Raw genomic sequence first — 25,885 nt, 5'->3', positions numbered from 1 at the left:
TACAGACTTATGCAAAGCCGGAGTCATACATCTCAAACCCGTTAATAATGATGTATATAGTCTAAACGTCCCAGCTCCGAAAATCAACACTTTTTTCCAGAAAAACTCGCTGAATTCACTAGGTTTTCCCCTAAAATATTTAGTGTTTTGATGAATGGTCCGCTTTCTCCAAAGGGACTCCAATTTCCACTCGCGTACCTTCCCCAGGAGCACTATCGATATGAATATGAAATCGGCTGTCGTAGATCAGCTTCAGACGATAAATGACATTTTGTACACCTACACGATCACCCATTGATTCGTCCATTTCCATGTAAGAGAGCAGTTGCCTTTTTTTGTCTGTTGTCATGCCAGCCCCTGAATCCTCCAGCACACAGATCAGCTCTTTCTCCATTCGCTGAATCCGCAATCGTATTTCTCCACCTTCTTTCAAAGGCTCAACGCCGTGAATGCTGGCATTCTCCACAAAAGGCAGGAGTGTCATCTTGGGAATGGCACACTCCGCAGCTTCCGGGTCCAGATCAATCGTATAATTCAGTTTGTCGCCAAAACGATATTTCTGAATTTCAAGAAAGCAGGTTACATACTCCAATTCTTCACGAATGCTTACTTTATCCCGATTCCAAGTCAGTGCATTTCGGAAAATCTTGGCCATATGCTGGATTATCCTTGCTGTCTCATCCTCATCCTTCATGAGGCTGCGCATGCGGATTGTTTCCAGCGCGTTGAATAGAAAATGCGGGTTGATCTGGCTCTGCAAAGCATTTAATTGGGCATGCCGCCGCTGTAATTCCAAATTTTTATGTTCAATGTCCGCTACATAAACATCGTTAATCAAACGATGGATTGTCAACGTCATACGATTGAATTCAGCCGTTAGCTGCCCAATCTCATCCGATGTTTCAGGCTGTTTGATCGGTTCAAATTGCTGATGCTTCACTTTTTTCATATGTTTCAGGATGTGGGCCAATCTTACGTGAATTGTGCGAGTCATCCAGATGATGATCCAGGTGGGTAGAATCAGATTGATACAGGCCAGAATAATGACAAGATGACTCGGTTTACCTAACTCCTTGTAGATTTCCGATTCATTGAATACCCCATAGATGTTCCACCCCTCTAATTCACCGGATAAGGGATACGCCATTTCGAAATCCTGTTTGTTTTGCTGATTCATGATATCGCCATAGCTCAATCGTTGACTGGTCCAGGGGATGTCAGAGTCTGTCGAGTAGTCTATTTCTCCACCTGAATTTACGAGATACAAATTGCCTTGTGCGTTAAGATTGATGAAAATCTGGCGAAGCAAGGATGGCTTCAGGTCGAATCGCACGAACTTTTCCTTCCATCCCGGCAGCTCTTCATAATAATTCAGTTTGCGCAAAATACTGAGCGTCTGTCGATTCCCTTCAGGGCCGGTTCTGATCAGAAGGGGAGCAGATTGTTTACTTGCTGCCAGCAGCCTGTATGGTTCGGACTGTCGAATCTCTTCGGTCAGAAATTCAACCCCTCCGGAAGGTAATATGCTTTCGTTATCTACATATATCGTCAAACCTTGTAAAAAGCGATATCCGGAATAATAGGTATTAAAAATTTTACGAAGATAGGAATTGTAGGCTTCAATATACTGGACCGGAAGTGTGTAATCTACGTCCAGCATGTCATTTAACATACTGTCAGTATAAAAACTTGAGGAAAGATCGGCCGCATTGCGAATCTCCCCCATAAATTCACTTCGAATCTGCTCCATCGCTTTGGACAAGTCAGCCGTTCGCTGAGACTTTACATTCGCTACGGTCACCTGATAGAAAATAACATTGGTGAGAATCACGGGGAGCAGCACAAAGAAAAGATATAAAATCAGCATCTTGTCCCTCAGACGGATATTATTGAAAAAGTTGAGCTTCACTTTCAGTCTTCCTACCCTTCGTCCAGGATGCGATTACGATATTCCGTAGGGGAGCATAGTTCCGTTTTCTCAAATTGAGTCGTGAAATAATCACTGCTTCCGAATCCGACCTTCTCGGCAATTTCATATATTCGCAGATCCGTCTGACGCAGCAACTTTTTGGCTTTCTCAATCCGCAGCTGAAGCAGGAAGTCGTTGAAATATACGCCATACACCTTGCGGAAGCGTTGACCCAAATAGACCGGATTCATGTAAAATTCAGAGGCAATACTTCTCAAGCTGATATTACTGCTGTAGTTGGTTTCAATATAATTTTTGATTTTCGTCATGGCTCCCCTGTGATAGTATTGACGCTGTTCTGCCAGCTTTCGGGCTGAATCCAGCATGAAAACGGTCAATAACTGCCTGGCCTGAGCCATTGTTCCACGCTCCGCTTGCCATGCCAGAATCGGCCTGAACGAAGAGATCTCCTTCACATTCACCTCGGCCGATTTCAGAATTGACAGTATGGCTGAGATCAGTTGGTGAATTGCCGACGTCACGGCTACAGGAGCATAATGTGCAGTTTTCATACCGGTGAACCATTCACCCAATGCATTCTCCAACGCCTGAACCCTTTGTTCTTCCATAAGTGTCAGGAGCTCCTGCTCCTTTTCATGATTGGTATGCACCCACTGCACAGGTTCATGCTGCATATCATCATACAGGACGATCCCGTTCTTATCTGAAATAAATTTATAGGCGATTGCCTGCAATGCGGTCTGATAGGCATGTCCAATGAGCAAAGGTTCATAACAAATCGCCCCGATATATATGCTTACAGATTCATGACTCATCTCGGCGAAGCAGGATTGTATTTTCCCGGCAACGGCATGGAGATTCATTGAAAAGGGACGAAGTTCTCCTCCGGTTAACAGAAGCCCAACACGTTCACCGTGCTCTTTCACATGAAGATACGAGCGATTCGGATACATCTTTCCAAGAACAGACTGCACAACCCGGCCAAAATTCTCTCCATTCCCGGCTTCCCGCTTCTCCTCCTGAGCAGTATCTGAAACCTGCATGTGTGGCGCGTTATTCTCAAAAAGCAGATACACCAGCGGGTCGTCAGCATATGTACCCGTCAACTCGGTCCACTGTTCAACCGTTTCCAAATTCGACTCGCCATAGATAAACTGATCCAATAATCTGACGTATTCCAGCTCACGTCTGGTTTGTTCAGCAAGCTTGTGACGATTCAACTCCTTCGCCAGCTTGCATAAAGTTCCTTCCAGCTCAACCTCATCAATCGGCTTCAAAATATAATCCTGCACCCCGTACCTTACGGCTTGCTGGGCGTAAGCAAAATCATTATATCCGCTCACGATGATAAAATAAGGCTGTTTGCTCTTGGCTAAAACCTGAGCATCACGCTCAACCATGCGCCGGATCAATTCCAATCCATCCGTCTCCGGCATACGTATGTCTGTAATTACAACGTCGGGCTGCAGCTGTTCGATCTGGGTACAAGCCTCATCTCCGTCATTCGCCTCTCCAGCCACTTCAAACCCGCACGCTTCCCAGCGAATCAGTTTTCGGAGACCTTTGCGTGCGTATACTTCATCATCAACCAGCAGTACCTGGTGCATGAGCATCCCCCTTCCTTTAATGACGATTGCAGTGTCTTTATATTCTTCAGACAAAAGTAAGCGGTTACATAAAAATTTGTTTTGTTCTGCTTTTATTGTTAAGGTCTGTATTGCACAAAGTCAACAACTTTCCTTCCAAATTTGTCCATAAGATTCTGTTAACCGTTTTTTCCAAAAGAAATGGCACATTAAAAAAGCACAGCCCATAGGCTGTGCTGGTTTCAGGACCTTTACACTTTCGCAGGTGCTGTTGTTTGACGAATCACCAGATTGGATGGTTCCGTAATGACAGGAGGAGTATATGCAGAATTCTCAATCATGGCAATCAGATATTCGATGGATTTGATCCCAATCGAATAAATATTCTGATTAATTGTGGTCAATCCTGGTTTGAAGACTTCGGCATAATATGTGTTATCAAACCCAACAACAGACACATCCTCCGGCACCCGTAAACCATGCTTCTCAATTTCGTGGATCGCACCGAAAGCAGACATGTCTGAAGCACAGACAATCCCCGTAGGCTGGTCCTTCAGTGCAAGCAATCGGCGAGCTGCCTTACTGCCGCCATCGAAAGAATAGTCACAAACTTCCAAATACACCGTTGAATATGGAATGCCGCAAACACGCAGTCCTTCCCGATATCCATCCAATCGTAAATTTGCTACGGCAGGCCCAAGTGTACCTGAAATATAAGCAATTTTCTGGTGACCCAGTTCATGCAAATGCTTCACACTCATGGCAATGGCATTTGCATTATCCGTCGTTATGTATCCTGCCCGCTTGCCAAACAAGTCGGTATCAATGAACATCGTCGGAATTTCCGCAGTAACCAATTCCTGAATACTCTTGTTGTCTCTGCCTTCCCCGAATACAACAACGCCGTCCACATTTCGGCTGCGGCAATGTTTAATAAACGAGTATGTTGGATCATCAAAACGTGTAGATAAGCGGACAAGATCGTATCCGCTGTTCTCCAGCGCTGTTTTGATTCCTTCCAGCAGCTCCGATACAAACGGATTGGTAAACGGAACCGTCAACAACACACCTACCGTCCAGGAACGGCGTTTTACAAGTCCACGTGCAACCACATTCGGTTGATATTTCAATAGTTCGATGGCTATATTGACTTTTTTGCGAGTTTTGTCACTTACATCGGGATAATCGTTAAGCACTTTGGAAACGGTTGCAACAGATACGCCCGCCTCTTTGGCCACATCATGGATAGAAGCCACCTGATCACCTCAACCTCTTTCAAATCCCCTGTCTCCGGCTGCATTTACTATAACATCGGCAGGTTTGTCTACCCATTATAGCTTAAAACAGCCAGAAACGGTATCACAGCTTCCAGCCGGTATGACCGCCTATTCCTGATGATCCAATTTTCTTAGATCACATGCCAGTTTCTCCATAGTGGTAGCAAAAACCGCAAGCTCTTCTGAACGGGATGCCTGACGCCTTGCCCCAGAGGCGGTATGTTCCGCCTCCTGTTGAACGCTGCCCAGCTTCTTCATGATTTGAGCCAGATTCGATTGAATTTTCCCTTGGGCCTCACGAGAACTAGCCGCAAGCTTGCGAACCTCACTGGCAACCACCTCGAATCCTCGGCCGAATTCGCCTGCATGTGCAGCTTCAATGGCAGCATTCAAACCCACGAGATGACTCTGGTCCGATATTTCACGAATGATCTCACCCATTTTGCCAATCTGATGAATTTCTTTGGTCAGCTCCTCCAACAGTCCGTTGGCCTGATCCTGAGAGGCAGCCGTTTCCCTGGCCACATCAGAGATCGCCTGAGCATTTTCATTCAATTCACTAATCATGCCTGTCAGCTGCTGGGTAATCTGCGTGATCGCCAGCAACGTATGCTGCTGGTCTTCCGCGAGTTGATTTAATTTTTCCTTTTCCTTCTTCTCGTAAGCCTCCAGTACAAGCTGTGAATCGAGGTTGAACATTTTACTCAGGGCCTGAATAACCAGATGCCAGTGCTCAGGGATGACCTGCTGGAATATGCTTGTTGCAATATCGAGGTAAACCATATACGTGCCCAAATAATAATCTTCGGACAAACCAATGCGAGAATGGACCAGTCCAATCGCAATGCGGTGTTCAATGTATGTATCATCAACTACACCATCGGTCATGGATAACCAGTATAGCTTTTGTGTTTCCTTCAAACGGTCAATGGATGAAAAGCGGGCAATGAGATCGACCAAATTCGGATAATTGCCCACATGATTGTAGAAGTGGTCCACCACTTCATCTACCACTTTCTCAAAAGCAGGTCGATGATCAGCAAGCAATTGCAGATCTCCGGCGGTCAATCCAATATAATCAAGTTGTTGTTGTCTTGCTATAGCAATACTCATAACTGGTTCTGTCAGCTCCTTAATAACCACAAAAAAGATTAAATTGTAAATATATGTATCGATTATAGACTAAATGTCCTAATTTTACATATACCATTAGAACTAATTTGTCATCAAATTGACCTTCTTTGTCAGTTTCCTGATCCCCATTGTACATTTCCCTATATAAAAAGGCCCCCATCCTGCTGCGAAGGAGCCTCACAGCAGGCATAAGGAGCCTGATCCGGAATGGTTCGTTGCTGATCAGCGATTCAACAGACTGCCCACATAACGAAGCAGTTCATTTGCGCTGGCTGCGGTATATCCATGTTCTTCAATCAACCGTTTAATCACTTCATTCATTCGTTTCAGTTGCGTCGCATCGGGTGTCTTGGTCGAGGTTGTGATCTTCACGATGTCCTTCAAGTCAGCGAACAGCTTTTTCTCAATGGCTTCACGCAGACGGTCATGGCTGCTGTATTCGAACTTGCGCTCCTTGCGGGAATAGGCCGAGATACGAATCAATATCTCTTCCCTGAAGGCCTTTTTGGCATTTTCGGAAATACCGATCTGCTCCTCAATTGAACGCATCAAGCGTTCATCCGGATCCATCTCCTCATCCGTTAGTGGATCACGAATTTTGGACCAGTTGCAGAATGCCTCGATATTATCGAGGTAGTTCTCGAACAGCGTTTTGGCCGATTCTTCGAATGAGTAGACAAATGCTTTCTGCACTTCTTTCTTCGCCAGCTCATCATATTCCTTTCGAGCCAGGGCAATAAAATTCAGATAACGTTCGCGTTCCTCTTTTGAAATTGAAGCATGCTGATCCAGACCATCCTTGATGGCGCGGAGGATATCCAGCGCGTTAATGCACTGAAGATTTTGCTTAATCAAAGCACTGGATATCCGGTTGATGACATAACGGGGATCAATGCCTGACATGCCCTCATCCAAATATTCATTTTGCATCTCACGCAGATCGGCTTCTTTGTACCCTTCAACTTCTTCGCCGTCATACATCCGCATTTTTTTGACCAGATCCATGCCCTGTTTCTTCGTTTCTTTCAAGCGGGTAAGTATGGAAAAAATGGCTGCAGTTCGCAAGGCATGCGGTGCAATATGGACATGCTTCATATCACTTTGCTGAATGAGCTTGCCGTAAATCTTCTCTTCCTCGGAAACCTTCAGGTTATAGGGAATAGGCATGACGATCATCCGGGACTGCAAGGCCTCATTCTTTTTGTTGGAAATAAAGGATTTATATTCGGATTCATTCGTATGTGCCACAATCATCTCATCTGCACTAATCAAGGCAAATCGGCCCGCTTTAAAGTTTCCTTCCTGCGTCAGCGACAACAGATTCCACAGAAACTTCTCATCACATTTCAGCATCTCCTGAAATTCCATCAACCCACGGTTGGCCTTGTTCAATTCACCGTCAAAACGATAAGCGCGTGGATCGGACTCGGAACCGAATTCGGTAATGGTTGAGAAGTCGATACTTCCGGTCAGATCGGCAATATCCTGGGATTTCGGATCGGATGGACTGAAAGTTCCGATCCCCACCCGATTATCCTCCGAAATGATGACCCGTTCCACCCGTACCTTGCTGATATCACCGCCATATTCGGTCCGAAGACGCATCTGGCAAGACGGGCACAGATTGCCCTCAATGCGGACACCGATTTCCTTTTCCACTTCGGGACGAAGCTCCAGCGGAATCAGATGCAGAGGTTCCTCATGCATTGGGCATCCTTCAATAGCGTATACAGCACCCTTCTCTGTGCGGGAGAATTGTTCAAGACCACGTTTCAGCAGTGTTACGAGTGTTGACTTTCCTCCGCTGACCGGACCCATAAGCAGCAGAATCCGTTTACGAACATCCAGGCGGCGTGCTGCCGAGTGGAAATATTCTTCCACCAGCTTTTCAATGGAGCGATCCAGCCCGAAAATTTCCTGTTCAAAAAACTTGTACCGTTTGTGCCCCCCAACTTCCTCCACGCCGAACGATTCAATCATCTGGTACACTCGTGCGTGAGCCGTCATTGCCGGAGTCGGGTCCTCTCTCAGCAGTGCAATATAATCTTCAAATGTCCCGTTCCATGATAAACGGTCACTCTCTGCCCGATGTTCCGCAACGCGTTCAAAAATATTCATGCTTGGTACCTCCCATGGCTCCTTTAGTGTGATTGTCAACCATTCCGAATGGTATGAAGAAATCAATAGAATTACGGCTTCTGCTTGAATACCAATCTTGCGGTCCGGATTAGTCCCGCCACCCTCTGTCCAAACATCATGTATTGTTGTGAAAAGTGTATTACATACCTATGCGGCAAATCGGATAAGTTGACCTCTTTTTTTCAATCCCCAGTTCTTAATTTGGGGCTTTCCTTGTTCTATCAGACATCTTGTGTGCTCAGAAAAAAAAGAACGGATATGATATAATGAAGGTTCTAAATTCAGGAAACGGGACATTAGTTGGCCAGAGACAAGCACTTCAGGAAAGGAGCAGAAGCGATGGCAGTAAAGTACGAAACCGAGTTATATTCGCCTGTAAAGGCTTTTTTCGAACGACGCGGTTACGACGTGAAGGCTGAGGTCAAACATTGTGACCTGGTTGGGGTCAGATCAGATCAGAATGAACCACTCATTGTGGAGATGAAAAAAACATTTAATCTGTCTCTGCTGCTACAGGGTATGCAGCGCCTGAAGCTCAGCCCCTTCGTGTATCTAGCCGTTGAGCGAAACCGCAGCAAGCGTAGTGCCGTGAACCAGCGCTGGGGCGAATTGACTGCCCTGTGCAGACAACTCGGACTAGGGCTTATTACCGTTACGTTCTACAAAACCAAATCACCTCTGATTGATGTGCTGTGCGAACCTGCTGTCCAAGCTTTTACACCTGGTAACAGCACCGGTGTACGTAAAGGTGGTATCCGGCGGCAGCGACTGCTAAAGGAATTCGACGAGCGCAGTGGTGACTACAACACAGGGGGAAGCACACGCAGGCAGCTGGTCACTGCTTACAGAGAAAAAGCATTACGTGTGGCTTCCGCCCTACGCGCTCAGGGAGAAGCCTCCCCAGCCTTGATCAGCAAACTGACAAGTGTGGGTTCTGCTGCGGCCATTCTGCAAAAAAATTATTATGGTTGGTTTGAGCGGCTCTCCCGTGGACGATATGTGCTGACGATTAAGGGTGTGCAGGCATTGACCGAGCATGCTCACATGCTTGAGGATAATAATATGTTTGAACGGGATATAAATGAACTAGAAATGGATTCCCCCCTGATTCAACATATTGTTGATACGAAGCTGGAGCATATTGCAGAAATAGCGGTTCCCTATCAGATCCATGGAAGGGATGACTGAGGCACCATTGCTTTATTCCAAAAAATGAAGATGCAAAAAAGCCTGTCATCTCCAATGGAGATAACAGGCTTTTTCGTGTTTCTAAGTATGAGGCTATTAGAAGCTTGCTGCTACTTCAGAAGCCAATTTCAGACCAGCTGCCACGATTTCTTGGGAACGGTCAGGAGAAGCATTGTGACCTTCAACGATAACCAGTTCAGGGTTTTGGATACCCCAGAAGTTCAATACATTCGTAATATATTTCACGGACATTTCAGCGGATGCCATAGGCTCTACGGAGTACACTCCGCCACGTGCGTTCAGCAATGCCACTTTTTTGTCGCCTACCAGACCTACTGGGCCTTCAGCAGTGTATTTGAACATTTTTCCAGCTTGGCTCAGGTAGGAAATGTAGTTCACCAATGGTGCTGGAACAGTGAAGTTCCACAGTGGGAATGCAAATACCACTTTGTCTGCTGCCAAGAATTGATCTTGCAATTGTGCTGCCAGTGCAGCTGCTTTTTGCTCTTCAGCTGTTGCTTCGATACCGTTAGCGGCTTTGTATCCACCTGTAATTACAGTGTTGCCGTAGTAAGGAAGATCTGTATTGTAGAGATCCAGTTCGGTAACTGTGTCACCTGGGTGGGATTCTTTGTATGCGCTCAAAAATGCATCGTACAATTGTACGCTGACTGCTTGATCTGCAGGACGGTCATTTGCTTTGACAAATAAAATATTGGACATGTTTGTTCCCCCGTTAGTTAAAATATATGAGTGCTTCTCCCGAACTTGCAATGAATGCAGCTTATATAAAGAAAACAACAACTCATTAATACATATTATATATAAAAATGTTAGTGGATGCAATAAGGTAATTACTTTTGGGGGTAACATCTTTGCTTCCAAATCCAATGCCTGGATCTTCTGTGAGCCTGAATTCCAGGCATCGATTTGGTCATACTTACTTTCTTTCTTTTCTATATCCGGTTTAACTCCGGGCTGTAAACTCTGTTATGGACTCACTGATCAGATTCATGCCAAGGAGTAACTCATCCCGGCCGGGATGGCTGAAGTTCAATCGAATGTACCGATGATCCTGTTCACCAGTGGAGCAGAGAGAACCGGGAAGAAAAGAAACCCCTTTTAACAAAGCTGCTTTGAGCAGGGCTCCGCTGTCCAATCCTTCCGGCAGCTGTACCCACAGATACATCCCCCCCTCAGGAATGCTGTACTGACTCCCTTTCCAACCTGGACGCTTCAATAATTCAAGCATAAGCTTGAGTCTGGTCTTATATTCTCGGTTCAGCATGGAGAGATGATCGCTCCACTTAAAAGGAGAATGGGCGAGCAGTTGATACAATAACCGCTGATTCATGGGGCTGGACTGTCCATCCGCTATCCGTTTCACGGAGGCCATAGCCTGGATCAGAGCCGGGTGTCCGGCAGCCCAACCTGTACGCAGGGCAGGTGCTACAGTTTTGCTAAATGAACCAATGTAGAGAACATGTCCACCCTGATCCGCTGTATCCAGCGCAAAGAGGGAAGGATACTTTCGGTAGAAGTCCCTCGGTTCCAATCCATCGAAATGAAGTTCACCATAGGAATCGTCCTCCACAAGCAGCACACCATAACGTGAGCACAGATCAAGCACAGCTTCACGCCGTTCCATACTCCACAGCACACCGGTTGGATTGGAAAAACTGGGTGCAGCAAAAAGCAGCTTCGGTCTCACCTGCTGCATGTGATGCTCCAATAGGTCAGGCAGAATACCATCCCCATCACCTGTGACGGGCACGATTTTGGCGCCTTGCATCTCCAGAACCTCGAGACAGCCTGGGGAGGTAGGATGCTCGACCAATACTGAATCTCCAGGCTCAAGCAGCAAACGCATCACAAGATCGATGGCCTGCTGGGTACCTGTGGTCAATAGAATCTGATCTGGTACTGTCCGAATGCCCTTACGGGCATTCCAATCATTGTCCAGCCATTCTCTCAACGGTCCGTACCCTGCCGGTTCGCCGTACTGCAATGCGGAGGGTCCGGAACTGAATACAGAAAGCGCCGCTTCTTCCAGCAGTTTGAATGGAAACAGCTCCTCCGCAGGCAGCTCTTCTGCCAGAGAAATGAAATAATTCCGGCCAGACATCTCACGAATGTCCCTCAGCGGTGATGTCAAAAGCCTGTTTGTACGGGAGGCGAAGAAATATTTCATCGGTCCGTTCCCCTTTCATCCCTAATCCGAACTATGCTCGCAGTCCGTAGCCCCTACAACCTATTCCTCATGGACACTGAATATGACCAGAACGGGACACTTGACGATTCATTGTTCCCATGAGTTCATGGAACCATGCTCATCAGGATACGGTTTTGTTCTGCCTCGCATATAAGGCATAACGTTCAATCGCCTGTGCCCTGCTGCTCACATCCAGCTTCACGTATATTTTGCGCAGGTAATTATCAATTGAACGTCTGCTAACGTTAATCTCACTGGCTATTTTATCATAGGTTACGCCCTGAACAATTCTTTCCATGATAAAAGTTTCGGTTTCTGTTAATTCAACGATAAGTTCTTCTGCCGGAGACTCGACGGGCTGGGCCCATTCCGAACTGGCTAACCAGGATAATGGGATGGATACACATCCCTCACGCAGCCCGGAAATCAGATGAATCAGCTGGCTAGGGGAAGCCTGTTTGGACAGCATACCACTTGCACCAAGACTGATCAGATGACGAAATAATTTTACATTGTCCTCGTCTGTGAGAATAATGATGTGACTATGTGCCGACAGATTTTTCATCTGGGCAATATACTGATCCGCCTGACCCTCAGGAAGCCGATAATCCATCAAAATCAGATCGGGTTGGTGAATATTCACCAGATCAAGTCCTTCGGACCCAGTCGAAGTCATCCCCCGTACCAACAGATCCTGCTGTTCTTCCAAAATCAATTTTGTGCCCAGCATGCTGGTGGGGTGGATATCTATGATGACCACCTGCCATACTTTTTTCATTGTTGTTCCCCCTGTTATGTATTGGACAATTTCCGTTTCTACCGTGAGCCAAAGTGAAGTCTCTATCCTTGCGACAGTCCGTATATATAAGAAGTAAAAGTCGGATAATGTCGAAAAAAAGAAAAACACTTGATACAGCTGTATCAACAGCTCTATTTTTACTGTATTTTGCTGTCACCACATCAGGACTTTTGTCTTCCCGAGTGAAGAAAGATCAAAATATAGTATAAATTTCCTGCATTTCTATCTAAAAAAGTCGAAAAACATGCCCAAAGTTCCTACTTATTGCATCTATAAGAAATTGTATCCTAGGACTTCCTTCCGATGCAATCTCTTTTTATCCTATTTCTCAAAGAATTTCATTTTTGCGTAATCAATAGGGGCGTGATAGAATGAGGACTGGAAATTTTTTTGTACCTATAAATAACCAGGAGTGATGATATGAAACCTTCTGTCCAACCCTCTGACATCCATCACACCCGGAGCGCCAAAGGTAAGGCCGGATCTTCAGTCAAGCTGTTTCTGGTCATGTGGATTGTTCTTATTGCACTTGGAGTACTCGGAACCTACTATTATAGTAACCACCTCCAGCAACAGATGATTAATCAGCTTCAGACCCATAATCAACAGCAGATTGCAGCGCTCAAAGCTGACTACGAAAAGCAGCTAACAACGATATCCAAGGAAGTAGCCGACCTGCAGGGCCAGGTGCAGTCCTTTAATGAATTGCTGACGTTCACCAAGGATAATGCAAACGATAAAACCGACAACAGCAACAAATTGTATACCCAGCTGAGCGAAGTCAAAAAACAACTGGAGACACTCCAGAAAAAGATGGACCTGCTCAAATGATTACCCCCGTAAAAAAGGTTAATCGTTTATTTATGCTTGGACTTGCTCCTTTTGTTGGATTAATTTTATGCATGCTGTTGATTCGTCCTCCGTTTGAACCCGGAGATTTCATTGATTCCGGTCTGGCTGAAGAGACCGTTACAACCCAGACTCAGGCCATTAGCCATGAGCTTGCAGGGGCAAAAGAAGCTGCTGTTCAGACTTCTTCTTCTATTAAAAGAACAACACAGCTGTACAATCAGACAACGAGCACGATGTCGACGCTTGTGCAGAAGGCTACAGTTCAAGCTGCTCGCCCGGAAAAGATCTATAATCAACGGATCTCATCCAAGCTGGGCGTTCCGTTTGAGCGGATCGACAGTGATCGGCTTACGATTGAACTCTATAGGGTCAACCCGGGCACCTATAAGGGCTATGCGATGAAAATCAAGTTAAAAGATCCTACGGCCATGAAGATGGCTCTGGCCAGCGAACCAGGCCGATCTGAGACAACCATGCAGGCGGTTAAACGCAATGGTGCCATTGCCGGAATTAATGCCGGAGGATTTGCAGACAGCGGCGGCAAACGGTATCCGCTGAGTACAACTGTTATGGACGGCAAGTATGTGAATGGTTTTCAAGCCAGCTTTAAGGATCTGTTTTTTGTAGGTCTTGATCATGCCGGTAAGCTGGTAGGCGGTAAATTTTTCGACAAAAGTTCCCTGGATCGCCTACAACCACATTTTGGTGCCACATTTGTACCCATGCTCTTGCAGAACGGACAAAAAACGGTCATTCCGGCCAAATGGAAAGTGTCACCCAAGCGAGCTCCACGCACGGTGATCGGTAACTACAAGGATGATCAATTGTTGATTATAGTAGTTGACGGGTACAACGAAGCAGGTAGCTCTGGAGCAACCCTGGAAGAGCTGCAAGGACGGTTGTACAAGCTGGGCGTAGTGGACGCCTATAATCTGGATGGCGGAGGATCGTCTTCACTCATCGTAAACAACCGGGTTGTGAATAACCCTTCGGACGGGAGCCTCAGACCGGTACCCACTCACTTTTTATTTTACAAATGATGGAGTGAAGCATTCCTTTTCTTTCTGTAATGGTTATAATAGAAGTAAAGATTGTGCAGGAGGTGCTATGGTATGTCATTTTCACTGACATTTTGGATTATTGCAATTGTACTGGCTCTCTTCCTTACAGGCATTCTCACTTCATCCTACAACAATGACAAAACCAAAGGCCTCTAAGGGCAAACCTCTCCTTGTGAGAGGTTTTTTTCATTGGATAATTGGTCAATTAAACAATCTAAACAAGAGACAAGGCTTAAAAGAATGCTTCAATTCTTCTAAGCCTTGTCTCTTGCTGTACAGTCGTCGTTACACACAACATCCATGGAATGAAGAAGGAGCAGCGTCTTCGTCAATAGCTAACCGCCTCTTCACCCTGGGCTTGCAAAAGACATTCAGACTGAACCTGGCTGTTTACCGAGCCGCCCTCCACCAGTGTCACGTAGATTCGTTCATGATCGACAGGCTCTCCAGCAATAATCTTGATTAATTGTTCGGCTGCGAGTGCGCCCCATTTTCGTTTGGAATAATCGATCGTGACCAATCTTGGCTGCACATATTTGCTAAGCTCAATATTATCAAATCCGATAATATCAATCTCCTGGCCAATATTTAACTCACTATCAGCGAGCCGGTCACACATCCCAATCGCCATCTCGTCATTGAGACAAAACACCCCAACTGGTTGAGTATACTCCTGAATAATACGTTCAGCTGCCCGTTCTCCGCCACTCTTTTCGAAATCTCCTTTAATTTCGATCCATTCCACATTCGCTTCACGCTCCGATACCTGCCTCACAGCCTTCAACCGTTGAGCTGAGTCAAATGAACCTTCAGGACCTGTCACGACATAGATCTTCGTGTGTCCCTGTTCAATCAAATGCTCCATTGCGAGTGTCGCTCCTGCCTTATTATCCAGCAGAACCTGATTAATATTCGGGTGTTCCAGTTCCCGGTCAAGTACAACAATCTTGTGTCCTCTGTCTGCATATTGCAGTAGTTCCTTGCTCGCAAATGTATGATCCAGAATGACAGCACCATCAATCATTCGTTCCGGAAGCATTCGATGAGATTGTTTCCCGCTGCACACAATCAGGTCGTATCCTTGCGCGTTGCATACAGACTTCATGCCACTAAGCAAATCCCCATACACATCTCCGCTAAAATCCGTCAGAAAAACACCCAGAATTTTGGACTCTCTCTTCTTCAATGTTCTGGCAGCAGCATTGGGAACATAGTTCAGCTCTTTGGCGATAGCCAAAATTTTGGAACGGGTCTCATCTGTCACTTTGTTGCTGCCATTCAGAGCATATGACACGGTAGAGATCGACACTCCCGCCTGTTTGGCGATATCCTTGATACTGACCACATTCTTCGCTCCCCTGTGATGTTCATCAGGCCCTTCGAAATCGAAGGACCTGACATCTTAGATATTTATACTTGATTACATAGACTAACGTTTACACGATTAACCCGATTAACTGTAAATCTCAATTACGTTATTCTCGCTCAGGCTCTGTTCAAGAGTCGTGCGTGAAATACGCAGTCCACCAAGACGATAAGGTTGCTGCAATCTTGTCGCATCCAGATCCTTGCCATTCAGCACGATACGTTGTACGGCCTCTCCGGTGAGATGATAGACGAAGGTTACTTTCTTGTCGGCAAATTGGAAATCAAAATGCAAGCCATCCAAGCTTACAGGTAATACAGGATCCAGAACCAGATCTTCTTCCTCCTGACGTATACCCAGGGCGTTTGAAATGAGCTGATTCATGTAGATTCCCGGTCCACTGGAGTAGATTCTCCAGCCCCCCTTCACCTGCACCTCTCCGGTGCGAAGTTTATCGAATTGCTCCTGCGCTGCATAACGGTTGTTGAATTTCCCGTCAGAGCTGCTGAAGTAGGCATTGCTTTGACGCAAATCTGCGTTAGGAACAGCCTCCTGAATACCTACTGGATTGATAATGCCGAGGCCATTCCAGACCTCATCCCGGTTGCCCAGCTTCGCCATGGCTTCAATATAGCGGATATGAGCATGAACATATTGCAAGCCCACTTCACGTCCGAAATTGGATGCCTGCTCTGCACGTTTGAAATGAGTGCTGACGCCACCATCATACTGTGCTGGACGATTCATCAATCGGACGCCATCCGGGCAGTACAGCTTGTCCCTGATCAGTTCATAATGGGATTGGGCTTGCTCAGGCTCCAGCAGCTCGGCAATCATGCTGCGTGTCATCGGCAGCAAACGGTACTGAATACCCGTCTCGCTGTCATCCGGGTGCAGCATACGCTTCGCATTTGCCGGATCTTCCATATATACAAAACCTGGAATTACATCGGTATCCAGCATATACTTGCTGAAGTCTCTTTTCACACCCGCTGCCATGTCGCTTAACTCGGAAGATAGCTCCGGTTTTACAGGCGCAAGTGCTCTGGAAAGCTGTTTCAACGTTTGATAGGTGAGCGCTACAGTCCAGCTGCTGACCATATATTGCTTCAATTGAGCATTGGCAGGCTGTAATGTATCGTCCCAGTCCCCGTCACCATAGGAAGAGAGGAATGTATCATGCAGGAAATGGCTGCGGATATACTGCAGTTCCTTCTGGGCATGCTCCAGCAAGCTGGCTGTTTGATCCGTAAAATCAAAACCATGTTTTACGGTATAAGGTAATTCCTCGTTCAGAATCGAATAATCCTTGGTGGCAATCAGATAATCACTTAGTACTTTAAGAGGCCAAACAATAATGTCACCATGGCTTTCTTCCTGCTGAACCTTGAAATAACGATCAAACATGAACCATTGCGGCCAGTTCCCGTCATCCTCATACTGATGCGAATATACGGTCTTCAGAATATCGCGGACCTGCTCATACTTTTGTGTAGCCATAAAGTATTCGACCGGACCCTGGCAGACATCCCGCGTTCCCCATGCTGCACCGCCATATTGCTCCAGTCCGTGGGGAACAGAGTAATGCACCAGCATATTATGGGTATACCACCATGCAAGAGCATTCACTTTGAACAGCTCATCGGCTCCTTGCTTCTGAGGCTGTGATAAATGGAACCCATTCATCACATCTGCATAGAAGGTACGATAGGCTGCTACTTCCCCTTCGAAGCTGCGTGTTGATGATGCAGTCTGTCCACCTTCCAACAGACCTTGAATGGTCAATGTCCATTCAGCGCTGCTGTCCAGCCGTAAAGTCGTCAGTGATGCATCGCCTGCGTTTACTCCACTAGCCAGCTCAGTCTCATCGCCAACCTTCACTCCTGCTCCGAGTACCCGCATGCGGTACTCCAGATTCGGGTACACGTTGGCACTGAGGGAGCTGTGATCTGCCTTGAAGCTCAGTTCACCGTTTTGCTGGGTAACATGAACAGGCAGTTCATATTCATTCACATTCATCGTAATCTGATTGGTGATCAGGTATCGGTAAGCTCTTCCTTTTTCCGATTTCACATGCAGATGTACTTCAGGCGTATCCAACGTTGTATAATTTGTGATGATCAGCGTATCCTCAGCTGTTTTGTAATACCAGCGAACATAATTGAAGCCCATCTCGAACAGGGAAGGCATCGTGAGCAGATGGAAGATTCCCTCCATCTCGACGTAGATCCGCTGACCGGAAGATTTGGGTATATTGAGTGCACTTCGTGCATTGCTCATCATTTTATTGAAGTTTGTATTACCCACAACCACATGGGAATTGAAAATACCATACATATAGGAAGACGTAGTAATTACGTTCTGACCCAGCTTCACATTGTTACCGCTCATCAGGATATGTCCATGCGGACGCTCCACGCGCATTTCCTTTTCCTTGAGCACAATATGCTCATACGTATCTGTAAAGAACGCCAGCAATTCACCATCCGCGCGCTCTTCCTGATGTCTCTTCGTAGCTGGGAAAAGGGAATTCACTTCTTCTTCAGTCATCGATAAAGTGGGCAAAGGTTCACCCATTACCGGATGGAGTGATACTTTTGGGAATACGTTGGTTACTGCATGTACCGTGCTTGTGTTCTCTTGACGCTTCGCTTCATACTCGTCCCAAGCCTGTTGAACAACATCCTGGTATTCGAGTTCCTTCACCGCTTCAGCGTGGTTGGCCTGAAAGAGTCCATAGAACACAAAACGAGCTTCGCCACTCAACACTACCTTCTCGGACTGCAGGGCTGTGTATGCAAATTCATACTGGTATACTTCATTCGCAAGTGTCGGCTTACCCAAACTTTCAGGGACATTCGTTTCCTTGTAACTCAAGCCAAAGAACTGGAATCCATCGGTGGAGTAACCTGCTGCACGGGTTAATGAACCCTGTTGAAGATAAGGAAAAACTCCGCCCTGTGGCTGATTCTGTCTTGAAGCTACGATATATCCCAACTTCTCATCCTCAAACACGGCATGGTCAATATACTGCGACAAGTAAGCCTCATTGCTGCGTACCGCACCTGGATCCGCATTGCCGACGTCCTGGCCATAGACTACATCAATTTCTTCTCCATTCCCGTTTACGGTTACATCCCAGAACCATACACCTTGTGCTGTTGGAGCAAATATAACCTGATAGCCTACGCCCTCGGCGGTACCTGTCCATTCCATACGACTGCCGTCGGTGCTCACCTGGCTGTCGGAGTGAATGCCAAGCATTGGCACAAAACGAATACCGGAATCACTGTGAAACCGCAAGTATAGATTGTTCATGGAGCCGTCCACCGGACTAGCCATCCACTGATTAATCATCGTTGTTCCACTTACGGCCTTGAACAAATCACCGCTTTCCCAGAACGTAAAGCACAGCTCGCCGGATTGTACGTTGATTTGAGATTTATTCATGGTCTTCATATATCTATTGTTATCCTCCTTCATTCATCATTATGAGGTGTATCAATTACACCAGTTTGAATGTACTTTCCAGTGTATCGCGGCTATTCGGCCCTACGAAAATGTGGAATGTTCCTTTATCACTGCGATGGCTCAAATCGGAATGATGATAACGAAGCTGTTCTTCGTTTAATATAAATGTAGCCGTACCACTTTCGCCCGGTGCGAGTGACAGCTTCACATACCCCTTCAGCTCACGCATCGGACGAACTACTTCACCTGTGACATCACGTACGTACAACTGAACTGTCTCCACGCCAGCACGCTCGCCAGCATTGGTTACACGCACTTGGATCGTCAGAGGTTGATCAGCAGTCATCTCATTGCTTGATACTTCCAGGTCACCATACTCAAACGAAGTGTATGACAAGCCGTAGCCAAACGGAAGCAGCGGATCATTCGGACTATCAATATATTTGGAAACATAACGCTCTTCCGTCTTTTGCGGATTGAGTGGACGTCCTGTATTAAAATGATTGTAATATACCGGTATTTGACCTACAGATTGCGGGAAGGACATCGTCAAACGCGCTGATGGATTCACTGCACCTGTCAATACATCGGCGATGGCTGCTCCACCTTCACTGCCCGGGAACCACGCTTCAAGCACAGCATCAGATTCTTCAAATACACCATGCAAGTCCAGAGGGCGACCATTGAAAATAACGCTGGCGATTGGTTTACCCGCTGCTTTAAGCTGTTTAACCAATTCCAGTTGAGCAGCTGGCAAACGAATATCCGTACGTGAGCCACCCTCACCACTCATTTCGGAATCTTCACCAAGTGCAAGCACGATCAGATCGGCTTTGCTTGCTGTTTCAAGTGCATCAGCGATCTGTTCAGCCGTAATCGTGTGAACATTGCTGCCTTGAGCCATATGAACTTTCCCGGCATTCAAACGTTCCTGCAACGCAGTTCCGAGCTTAACCGCATCTTCTTTGACACCTTCACAGGACCACCATCCGAGAATGTCTTCGCTTTGGGCAAAAGGTCCAATCAACGCTACATTCGCTTCCGGATTCAGCGGAAGAACGTGGTTATCGTTTTTCAACAATACTGCCGATTTGGTTGCAAGTTCATACGATACCTGACGATGTTCTTTTGAGAAGACAATCTCGCGCTCACGTTCCGGATCAGCTGCACGCAGTGGATTGTCGAACAATCCGAGCTTTTCTTTCAGCTGCAAAATACGCAGTACCGCTTCATCAATGAGCTTTTCGTCGACTTCTCCGTTCTGGATCAGTTCAGGCAGATGATGGACATAACAAGGTGTCATCATCTCAATATCCACGCCTGCACGGATAGCACGATAAGCGGCTTCACGGTCATCCTCAGCAGCGCCGTGAGCAATCATCTCACGAATGGAAGCCCAGTCCGAGATTAATACACCATCAAAGCCCCACTCATCACGCAAAATGTCGCGCATCAGCTTCTCGTTTCCACTCGCTGGAATTCCCTCTACGGTATTGAACGAAGCCATGACCATTTCGACGCCTGCATCCAGTGCTGCCTTGTAAGCCGGTAAATAGTACTCGCGCAGGTTGCGTTCAGACATGTCGACCGTGTTGTAGTCACGACCACCTTCTGCTGCCCCATATGCTGCAAAGTGTTTTACACAAGCGGCTAGACGATCCGGCTCATCCTTCAAACTATCGCCCTGATAACCACGTACAAAAGCCGCTGAGAAGAGACTGTTCAAATAAGGATCTTCGCCTGTCGTCTCCATTACACGACCCCAACGCGGATCACGAACGAGATCGACCATCGGTGCAAAAGTCACATGGAGGCCAGATACGGCGGATTCACGTGCTGCAATCTCAGCACTTTTCTCAGCCAGTTCGGTGTCCCATGAACAGCCAATGGCAAGCGGGATGGGGAAAATGGTTTTGAAACCATGAACCACGTCCGCCATGAACAAGAGCGGAATGCCGAGGCGGCTTTTTTTCAGGTAAGCTTGCTGTACATCAATAATGGCCTGTGCACCGGACAATCCCAGAATGGAGCCACTGGCATCCACGGACATCTCCGTGATACCCATCTCTTCCATTGGGCCTGTGATCTGACCTTCGACATTGGTTCCTTCATAAAAGTTAGCGGTCAGCTGAAGCAGCTGGGCCGTTTTTTCTTCCAAGGTCATCTGGTTTACAAGGTCTAGCAACTGCTCGTTATTCATAGACATTATCCTCCACTGCATGTTGTTGAAATAAAGAACCCGGCTGCGTTCGGGGAGAGACCGCGCACCGGGTTCAAATTGGATGAGACTGACAGAATACACTCTGTCATGTTCCATCTTGCTAACTGAATGATTACTTAAATTTTTCGTTCAGTTCATCCAGATATGGTTGAACCAGGGACATCTTACTGTTCACCCATTCTTTCCAGTTCGCTTCAAGATCTCCACTTTTGAGGATCAAGTTGGCATATTCATTCTGGTAGTCGAATGAAGCCTGACTTTTAGCTTTGGAATCGTACAGATTGACATCCCAGTCGTATGCTGCGAGTGATTGACCTTCTGTACCGAGTTTTGCTTTTTCCTCGAACAGCTTCACAGCTCTATCACGGTAATCCTTTTTAATTGCAGGGTTTACAACACTGAAGTCGTCACCCAGAAGATACAGACCTTCGAAGCGTGCTGGGTATTTGTCTTCCAGAACTGTTCCTTCTGGCAGCAAGCTAACCAGTTCGTTGTTTTCATCATATTTCCAATCTGTTCCTTCAAAGCCCATGTTGATGAGCAATTGTCCTTCTTTGGTAGTTGAGTAGTCAATCAGATCCATGATCCGTTCGAATTTCTCGTCACTGATGTCTGGATTGAAGATCAATGCAGACCAGAAGTTGGCTTGCTCCATGTTGCGGTATTTCCCGTCATCGCCCAATACGATTGCTGTGTGTACCAGATCATCACTATCTACACCCAGATTCTTTCTCATATCGGAATCCAGACCTTGTCTGTACGAAGCCAGTCCACCCAGACTTGTTACTGCAGCTGTACCTGTTACTTTAAAGTTGTTTTGACCTTCATTGTTTTTCCATGTGTAGAACTCAGGATTGAGCAAGCCATCTTTGTAGGCTTTTTGCATCAATTTAAGTCCTGTCAAAGTTTCAGGATCTGCTGGTCCCCAGTGGAATTGGCCATCTTCTCCTTTATAGAATGGAGAGTCCGTCATGGCATGCACACTGTTCGGCATAATGATATTTGTCATGGCATCTGCCGCGTTGTAGGACAAAGGTACAAGTTTGTTGCCCACTTTGCCTGGATCTTTTTCTTTTACAAGCTCAGCGTATTCATTCAGTTCTGATGTTGTATATGCATCTTTCAGTTCGAAACCAACCGCTTCAGCCCAGTCTTTACGAAGCGCAATAACACCAATTTGGTTCGTCAATGGGTCAGCAGGTTTGTTCTCGAAATAGATTGGTCTTGGCAGGACGTATGTTCCACCTGTCAGTTCTTCCAGCTTGTCTCCAAGACCGGTCAACTTGTAGGCTGCTGCCACGTTAGGCCAGCGTTCTTTCCAGTCATCCGGGAATTTGTAGAACAGGCCTTGATCAATACTGTTCATGGCATCGCCATGCACGTAGTTCCATACCGCTACATCCGGCAAATCGCCAGAGTTGATCCACAGACGAAGCTTCTCGCCCCATGAATCCCAATCGATATAGTTGTAATCCCAGGTTACATTGAACTTGTCTGTCCAGAACTTGTGGAAGTCATTATCCAAGTTCCCGTTTTTAATTTCTGTCAGGTTAGCTACAGAGATGGTCAGGTTATCTTTGTAATTTCCCTCTGCATCTTTTTCGTTACCACCTGAAGCTCCTTGGCTGGAACAAGCGGTCACCATCAGCATAACTACACTAAGCGTGATGGCAAAGAGAGCTCGTACTGACAACTTTTTGTTCGTTTTCATGTTTTACCCCCATGTTTTTTAGTAGAATTTTAATGCAAAATCCTATACGTATAATCAGGTCTTGATAGCCCCTGTCAATACCCCTTTGGCAAAGTGTTTTTGCAGCATTGGGAAGAAACACATAATTGGTACCATGGTGACAAATACGGCAGCCATCTTCATACCCATGGAGAAATTGCTTGCTTGGGCAGCATCCACACTGGATGCATTGGATGCGTTCGTCTGCGATGTGACGATAATGTTTCTGAGTACATTCTGGAGCGGCAACTGATCCGCTTTTCGCAGGAATATCATCGCATCGTACCAACTGTTCCAGTACGCCACACCGTAGAACAACGTGATTGTAGCCATAATTGGTGTAGCCAGCGGAAGAACAACTGAGAACAGAATTCTCCACTCTCCTGCTCCATCCAATCTCGCGGATTCCATAAGCGACTCAGGCAAGGTATAGAAGTAGTTCATCATCAGAATCATGTTGAAAGCACTGAAACTTCCTGCAAGGATAACGGACCACAGCGTACCTGTAAGGTGAAGTGATTTCATGATCAGGTACAGCGGTACGATACCACCATTGAAGATCATGGTGAACAGTACCAGGAAAAAGAGAAATTTCTTGAACGGAAATTTGTTGCGACTAAGGCCATATGCCATGCTTGTTGTCAGGAACAAGCTGAGTGGCAAGCCGATGACTAGCAAAATAATAGTATTTTTGTACCCCGACAGAATTGTTCCGTCAGCGAACAACGCCTTATAGGAATCCAACGTCCATTCTTTAGGGAACATCAAAAATGGATTATCAGCATATTCTTTTTGAGTTGCGAACGAGATCATGATGACATTCCAGAATGGAATTAGAATCATCAGGGCAAGCACAAGTAATATGGCGAAGATGATGTAGTCGATAAGTGTCATTTTTTCTGTACCAATTCTTGGCTTTTTATTAGCTTTCTTGCTCATTTCATTTCCCCTCCTCTCTTATCGGAACAAACCGTCTCCGCCAAGCCACTTGGCAAATCTGTCTGCGAGAAGCAGCAAGACCATATTCACGAGGGAACGGAACAAGCTGACCGCTGTCGAGAATGAGAAGTCCGTTGAAGACTGGAACGTAATCCGATAGATGTATACATCCAATACTTCCGATACATTTTTGGTTGCGGCATTCGCCAAGTTAAAGATCTGGTCGAAACCGGAGGACATCAATCCACCAACCGACAGAATGAACATAACAGTGATTGTTGGAAGAATGTTGGGCAATGTAATCCGGAACATCTGCTGCATACGGGAAGCCCCGTCAATCTGTGCTGATTCATACTGGTCCTGGTCGATACCGGAAATAGCAGCCAGGAAGATAATCGCACCCCATCCGCTTGATTTCCAAATATCCGTCAACAGCAGCATCGGTACAAAGTTGGACTCAGAACCCAGGAAGTTAATCGTTGGCAATCCAAGCAAACCAAGTGCACTGTTTACAAGCCCATCATAAGCCAGGACGTTGATAACTACCCCGGATACGATGATCCATGAAAGGAAGTGAGGGAACGTAAGAATGGTCTGGAACCACTTTTTCCCTCTGCGCATCCGCAACTCATTCAGCAACAAGGCCAGAATGATTGGGAACGGGAACTGAATAATCAGTTTTAGAATGTTGATGTACAGCGTGCGCCATACTGCGTCAATAAAGGTTGGATCACGGAAAACGTATTTAAAATTCTCAAATCCGCTCCATGGGCTTCCCCATATTCCCAGGTTCGCCTTGTAATCTTTAAACGCAAGAGACAGGCCGCCCATTGGCATGTAGGCAAACAGAATTAACCAGACGAGTCCTGGAACAAGCAGGGTGTACGTCATTCTGTGCTTCCAGATTTCACTCCAGAGCGAATTGCCTTTCAAGTTTCCCTTCAGCTTTTTGCTAGGTCCTTCGGCTGCAGGTTTCAAATTGCATCTCCTCACTCTACTTTGGTCTTGTCGTTATGCAGAAAATCAAACATGGTTCTCAGGTGGTGCTCCCAGAATCTCCATTCATGAGTTCCTGGCGTCTCCACATACCGAAACTCAAAGTCTGTTTCCTGCATGTATTCAGCGAATTTGCGGTTCATATCCACAAAAGGATCAATATCTCCGCAACAACTCAGAATATCCGGTAAATTTCCACCTTGCTTCAACAGCCTTGCAGACAGTGCGTACAGGTCCTGATCGGGTTTTACCTGTAACCGTTCTCCAAAAACCGCTTTCATTTCCTTGACCATGCCTGGTGGCATCTCCGGATCATGAAGCCGGGTCTGAATATCGGTTACACCTGATAAGGACACCACCTTGCGATACCTATCGGGATATGTCAGTGCACATTTCAATGCACCGTACCCACCCATGGATAGACCGGCGACGTAAGTCTTTGCCGGGTCTGTATTCAGATTGAGCTGTCGCCCGCAGAATTCAGGCAGCTCCTGAGTGATGTAATGGAAGTAATTCAGGCCGTATTCCATATCGGTGTAATAGCTTCGGTTCGCTTCCGGCATAATGATGGTACAGCCATATTGTTGCGCGTACATTTCAATTGTAGTCAAACGTTGCCATGTACTTGCATTATCGCCTGCCCCATGCAGCAAATATAGCGTACCGCCTGAAGTGTCTCCGGAGTCACTGGACACTACATGTATGCTTGTATTCATGCATAACGTAGGCGATCCGGTTTCGATCGTTATATGCGCCATATGTAACCCCTCTCATCGTCGGCTGCTGTCTGTAGTTTCTGTTTCTCTGCCTTTTTGTTGCAACTTCCAGTGATTCCCCCGTATTTCGCTTGGTTATCGAAACGATTCTCTCGAATCGTTTCAAAACATAGCCAACGTTGATTTACTTGGACTTGATTACAACACTTTTTACGTGGAAGCGATTTCTTCGAATCGTTTCGAATAAATCATAATCCCGAAGAGCAAAG

Annotated in this window: 18 protein-coding genes; 3 read left to right on the top strand and 15 right to left on the bottom strand. The window is 46.3% G+C overall.

Going from position 1 to position 25,885, the window contains the following annotated elements:
* Positions 1–139 precede the first annotated feature (139 nt).
* From MHB49_RS10270 to MHB49_RS10250, 5 genes are all read right to left on the bottom strand, one after another.
* Positions 140–1,909, bottom strand: coding sequence for a sensor histidine kinase (locus tag MHB49_RS10270; protein ID WP_405156046.1), 1,770 nt, complete (start codon positions 1,907–1,909; stop codon positions 140–142).
* 11 nt (positions 1,910–1,920) lie between these two features.
* Positions 1,921–3,537 carry a response regulator gene (locus MHB49_RS10265; RefSeq protein WP_405156045.1) on the bottom strand — a complete coding sequence of 539 codons (1,617 nt, stop codon included), beginning with the start codon at positions 3,535–3,537 and terminating at the stop codon, positions 1,921–1,923.
* 230 nt (positions 3,538–3,767) lie between these two features.
* Positions 3,768–4,772 carry a LacI family DNA-binding transcriptional regulator gene (locus MHB49_RS10260; protein WP_247901715.1) on the bottom strand — a complete coding sequence of 335 codons (1,005 nt, stop codon included), beginning with the start codon at positions 4,770–4,772 and terminating at the stop codon, positions 3,768–3,770.
* A 129-nt stretch (positions 4,773–4,901) separates the two neighbouring features.
* The gene (locus MHB49_RS10255; protein ID WP_405156044.1) at positions 4,902–5,906 is read right to left on the bottom strand and encodes a protoglobin domain-containing protein; all 1,005 of its coding nucleotides are present in this window, start codon (positions 5,904–5,906) and stop codon (positions 4,902–4,904) included.
* A 243-nt stretch (positions 5,907–6,149) separates the two neighbouring features.
* A complete protein-coding gene (locus MHB49_RS10250) occupies positions 6,150–8,045 on the bottom strand; it encodes a PrkA family serine protein kinase (RefSeq protein ID WP_247901713.1) in 1,896 nt (631 codons plus the stop codon).
* A gap of 360 nt (positions 8,046–8,405) precedes the next feature.
* Between MHB49_RS10250 and MHB49_RS10245 the strand changes: the two genes are divergently transcribed.
* Entirely contained in the window at positions 8,406–9,254 is an 849-nt protein-coding gene (locus MHB49_RS10245) for a DUF2161 domain-containing phosphodiesterase (protein ID WP_405156043.1), read from the top strand.
* 96 nt (positions 9,255–9,350) lie between these two features.
* On the opposite strand, the gene MHB49_RS10240 is transcribed toward MHB49_RS10245, so the two are convergent.
* The 3 genes from MHB49_RS10240 to MHB49_RS10230 form a co-directional block, all read right to left on the bottom strand.
* On the bottom strand, positions 9,351–9,977 hold the full coding sequence (locus MHB49_RS10240) for an FMN-dependent NADH-azoreductase (RefSeq protein WP_247901711.1): 627 nt from the start codon (positions 9,975–9,977) through the stop codon (positions 9,351–9,353).
* Between the two features lie 244 nt (positions 9,978–10,221).
* Positions 10,222–11,445: a PLP-dependent aminotransferase family protein gene (locus MHB49_RS10235; protein ID WP_405156042.1), complete on the bottom strand. Its 1,224-nt coding sequence runs from the start codon at positions 11,443–11,445 to the stop codon at positions 10,222–10,224.
* A gap of 142 nt (positions 11,446–11,587) precedes the next feature.
* On the bottom strand, positions 11,588–12,244 hold the full coding sequence (locus MHB49_RS10230) for a response regulator (protein WP_405156041.1): 657 nt from the start codon (positions 12,242–12,244) through the stop codon (positions 11,588–11,590).
* 441 nt (positions 12,245–12,685) lie between these two features.
* Between MHB49_RS10230 and MHB49_RS10225 the strand changes: the two genes are divergently transcribed.
* Both MHB49_RS10225 and MHB49_RS10220 read left to right on the top strand, forming a co-directional pair.
* The gene (locus MHB49_RS10225; RefSeq protein WP_063564256.1) at positions 12,686–13,096 is read left to right on the top strand and encodes a hypothetical protein; all 411 of its coding nucleotides are present in this window, start codon (positions 12,686–12,688) and stop codon (positions 13,094–13,096) included.
* Positions 13,093–14,157, top strand: a complete 1,065-nt coding sequence (locus MHB49_RS10220; protein WP_405156040.1) for a phosphodiester glycosidase family protein — start codon at positions 13,093–13,095, stop codon at positions 14,155–14,157. Before MHB49_RS10225 ends, MHB49_RS10220 begins: the two co-directional genes overlap by 4 nt.
* Before the next feature lie 349 nt (positions 14,158–14,506).
* Here MHB49_RS10220 and MHB49_RS10215 read toward each other — a convergent pair whose 3' ends face one another.
* The 7 genes from MHB49_RS10215 to MHB49_RS10185 all read right to left on the bottom strand — a co-directional run bounded on the left by MHB49_RS10215 (position 14,507) and on the right by MHB49_RS10185 (position 25,658).
* Positions 14,507–15,523 (bottom strand): LacI family DNA-binding transcriptional regulator, encoded by a 1,017-nt coding sequence (locus MHB49_RS10215; RefSeq protein WP_247901707.1) that lies wholly within the window; start codon positions 15,521–15,523, stop codon positions 14,507–14,509.
* A 108-nt stretch (positions 15,524–15,631) separates the two neighbouring features.
* Entirely contained in the window at positions 15,632–19,003 is a 3,372-nt protein-coding gene (locus MHB49_RS10210) for a GH36-type glycosyl hydrolase domain-containing protein (RefSeq protein WP_405156039.1), read from the bottom strand.
* A 46-nt stretch (positions 19,004–19,049) separates the two neighbouring features.
* A complete protein-coding gene (gene bglX / locus MHB49_RS10205) occupies positions 19,050–21,215 on the bottom strand; it encodes a beta-glucosidase BglX (RefSeq protein ID WP_405156038.1) in 2,166 nt (721 codons plus the stop codon).
* A gap of 133 nt (positions 21,216–21,348) precedes the next feature.
* Positions 21,349–22,947, bottom strand: a complete 1,599-nt coding sequence (locus MHB49_RS10200) for an ABC transporter substrate-binding protein (RefSeq protein WP_405156037.1) — start codon at positions 22,945–22,947, stop codon at positions 21,349–21,351.
* 54 nt (positions 22,948–23,001) lie between these two features.
* The gene (locus tag MHB49_RS10195; RefSeq protein ID WP_247901703.1) at positions 23,002–23,904 is read right to left on the bottom strand and encodes a carbohydrate ABC transporter permease; all 903 of its coding nucleotides are present in this window, start codon (positions 23,902–23,904) and stop codon (positions 23,002–23,004) included.
* An 18-nt stretch (positions 23,905–23,922) separates the two neighbouring features.
* On the bottom strand, positions 23,923–24,882 hold the full coding sequence (locus tag MHB49_RS10190; RefSeq protein ID WP_247901702.1) for a sugar ABC transporter permease: 960 nt from the start codon (positions 24,880–24,882) through the stop codon (positions 23,923–23,925).
* An 11-nt stretch (positions 24,883–24,893) separates the two neighbouring features.
* On the bottom strand, positions 24,894–25,658 hold the full coding sequence (locus MHB49_RS10185) for an alpha/beta hydrolase (protein ID WP_405156036.1): 765 nt from the start codon (positions 25,656–25,658) through the stop codon (positions 24,894–24,896).
* Positions 25,659–25,885: the final 227 nt, after the last annotated feature.

It is taken from the genome of Paenibacillus sp. FSL K6-0108 (assembly GCF_045040695.1).
GTDB classification, from domain to species: Bacteria; Bacillota; Bacilli; order Paenibacillales; family Paenibacillaceae; genus Paenibacillus; species Paenibacillus pabuli_B.
Note: the sequence above shows the minus strand (reverse complement) of the source record. Positions and strands in the feature narration are given on the sequence as shown.

Bases quoted from the DNA above. Each gene is read 5' to 3' on its own strand.
- MHB49_RS10240 (WP_247901711.1), bottom strand. From the start codon at position 9,977: ATGTCCAATATTTTATTTGTCAAAGCAAATGACCGTCCTGCAGATCAA.
- MHB49_RS10255 (WP_405156044.1), bottom strand. From the start codon at position 5,906: ATGAGTATTGCTATAGCAAGACAACAACAACTTGATTATATTGGATTG.
- MHB49_RS10265 (WP_405156045.1), bottom strand. From the start codon at position 3,537: ATGCACCAGGTACTGCTGGTTGATGATGAAGTATACGCACGCAAAGGT.
- MHB49_RS10200 (WP_405156037.1), bottom strand. From the start codon at position 22,947: ATGAAAACGAACAAAAAGTTGTCAGTACGAGCTCTCTTTGCCATCACG.
- MHB49_RS10210 (WP_405156039.1), bottom strand. From the start codon at position 19,003: ATGAAGACCATGAATAAATCTCAAATCAACGTACAATCCGGCGAGCTG.
- MHB49_RS10225 (WP_063564256.1), top strand. From the start codon at position 12,686: ATGAAACCTTCTGTCCAACCCTCTGACATCCATCACACCCGGAGCGCC.
- MHB49_RS10230 (WP_405156041.1), bottom strand. From the start codon at position 12,244: ATGAAAAAAGTATGGCAGGTGGTCATCATAGATATCCACCCCACCAGC.
- MHB49_RS10220 (WP_405156040.1), top strand. From the start codon at position 13,093: ATGATTACCCCCGTAAAAAAGGTTAATCGTTTATTTATGCTTGGACTT.
- bglX (WP_405156038.1), bottom strand. From the start codon at position 21,215: ATGAATAACGAGCAGTTGCTAGACCTTGTAAACCAGATGACCTTGGAA.
- MHB49_RS10250 (WP_247901713.1), bottom strand. From the start codon at position 8,045: ATGAATATTTTTGAACGCGTTGCGGAACATCGGGCAGAGAGTGACCGT.
- MHB49_RS10245 (WP_405156043.1), top strand. From the start codon at position 8,406: ATGGCAGTAAAGTACGAAACCGAGTTATATTCGCCTGTAAAGGCTTTT.
- MHB49_RS10185 (WP_405156036.1), bottom strand. From the start codon at position 25,658: ATGGCGCATATAACGATCGAAACCGGATCGCCTACGTTATGCATGAAT.
- MHB49_RS10195 (WP_247901703.1), bottom strand. From the start codon at position 23,904: ATGAGCAAGAAAGCTAATAAAAAGCCAAGAATTGGTACAGAAAAAATG.
- MHB49_RS10235 (WP_405156042.1), bottom strand. From the start codon at position 11,445: ATGAAATATTTCTTCGCCTCCCGTACAAACAGGCTTTTGACATCACCG.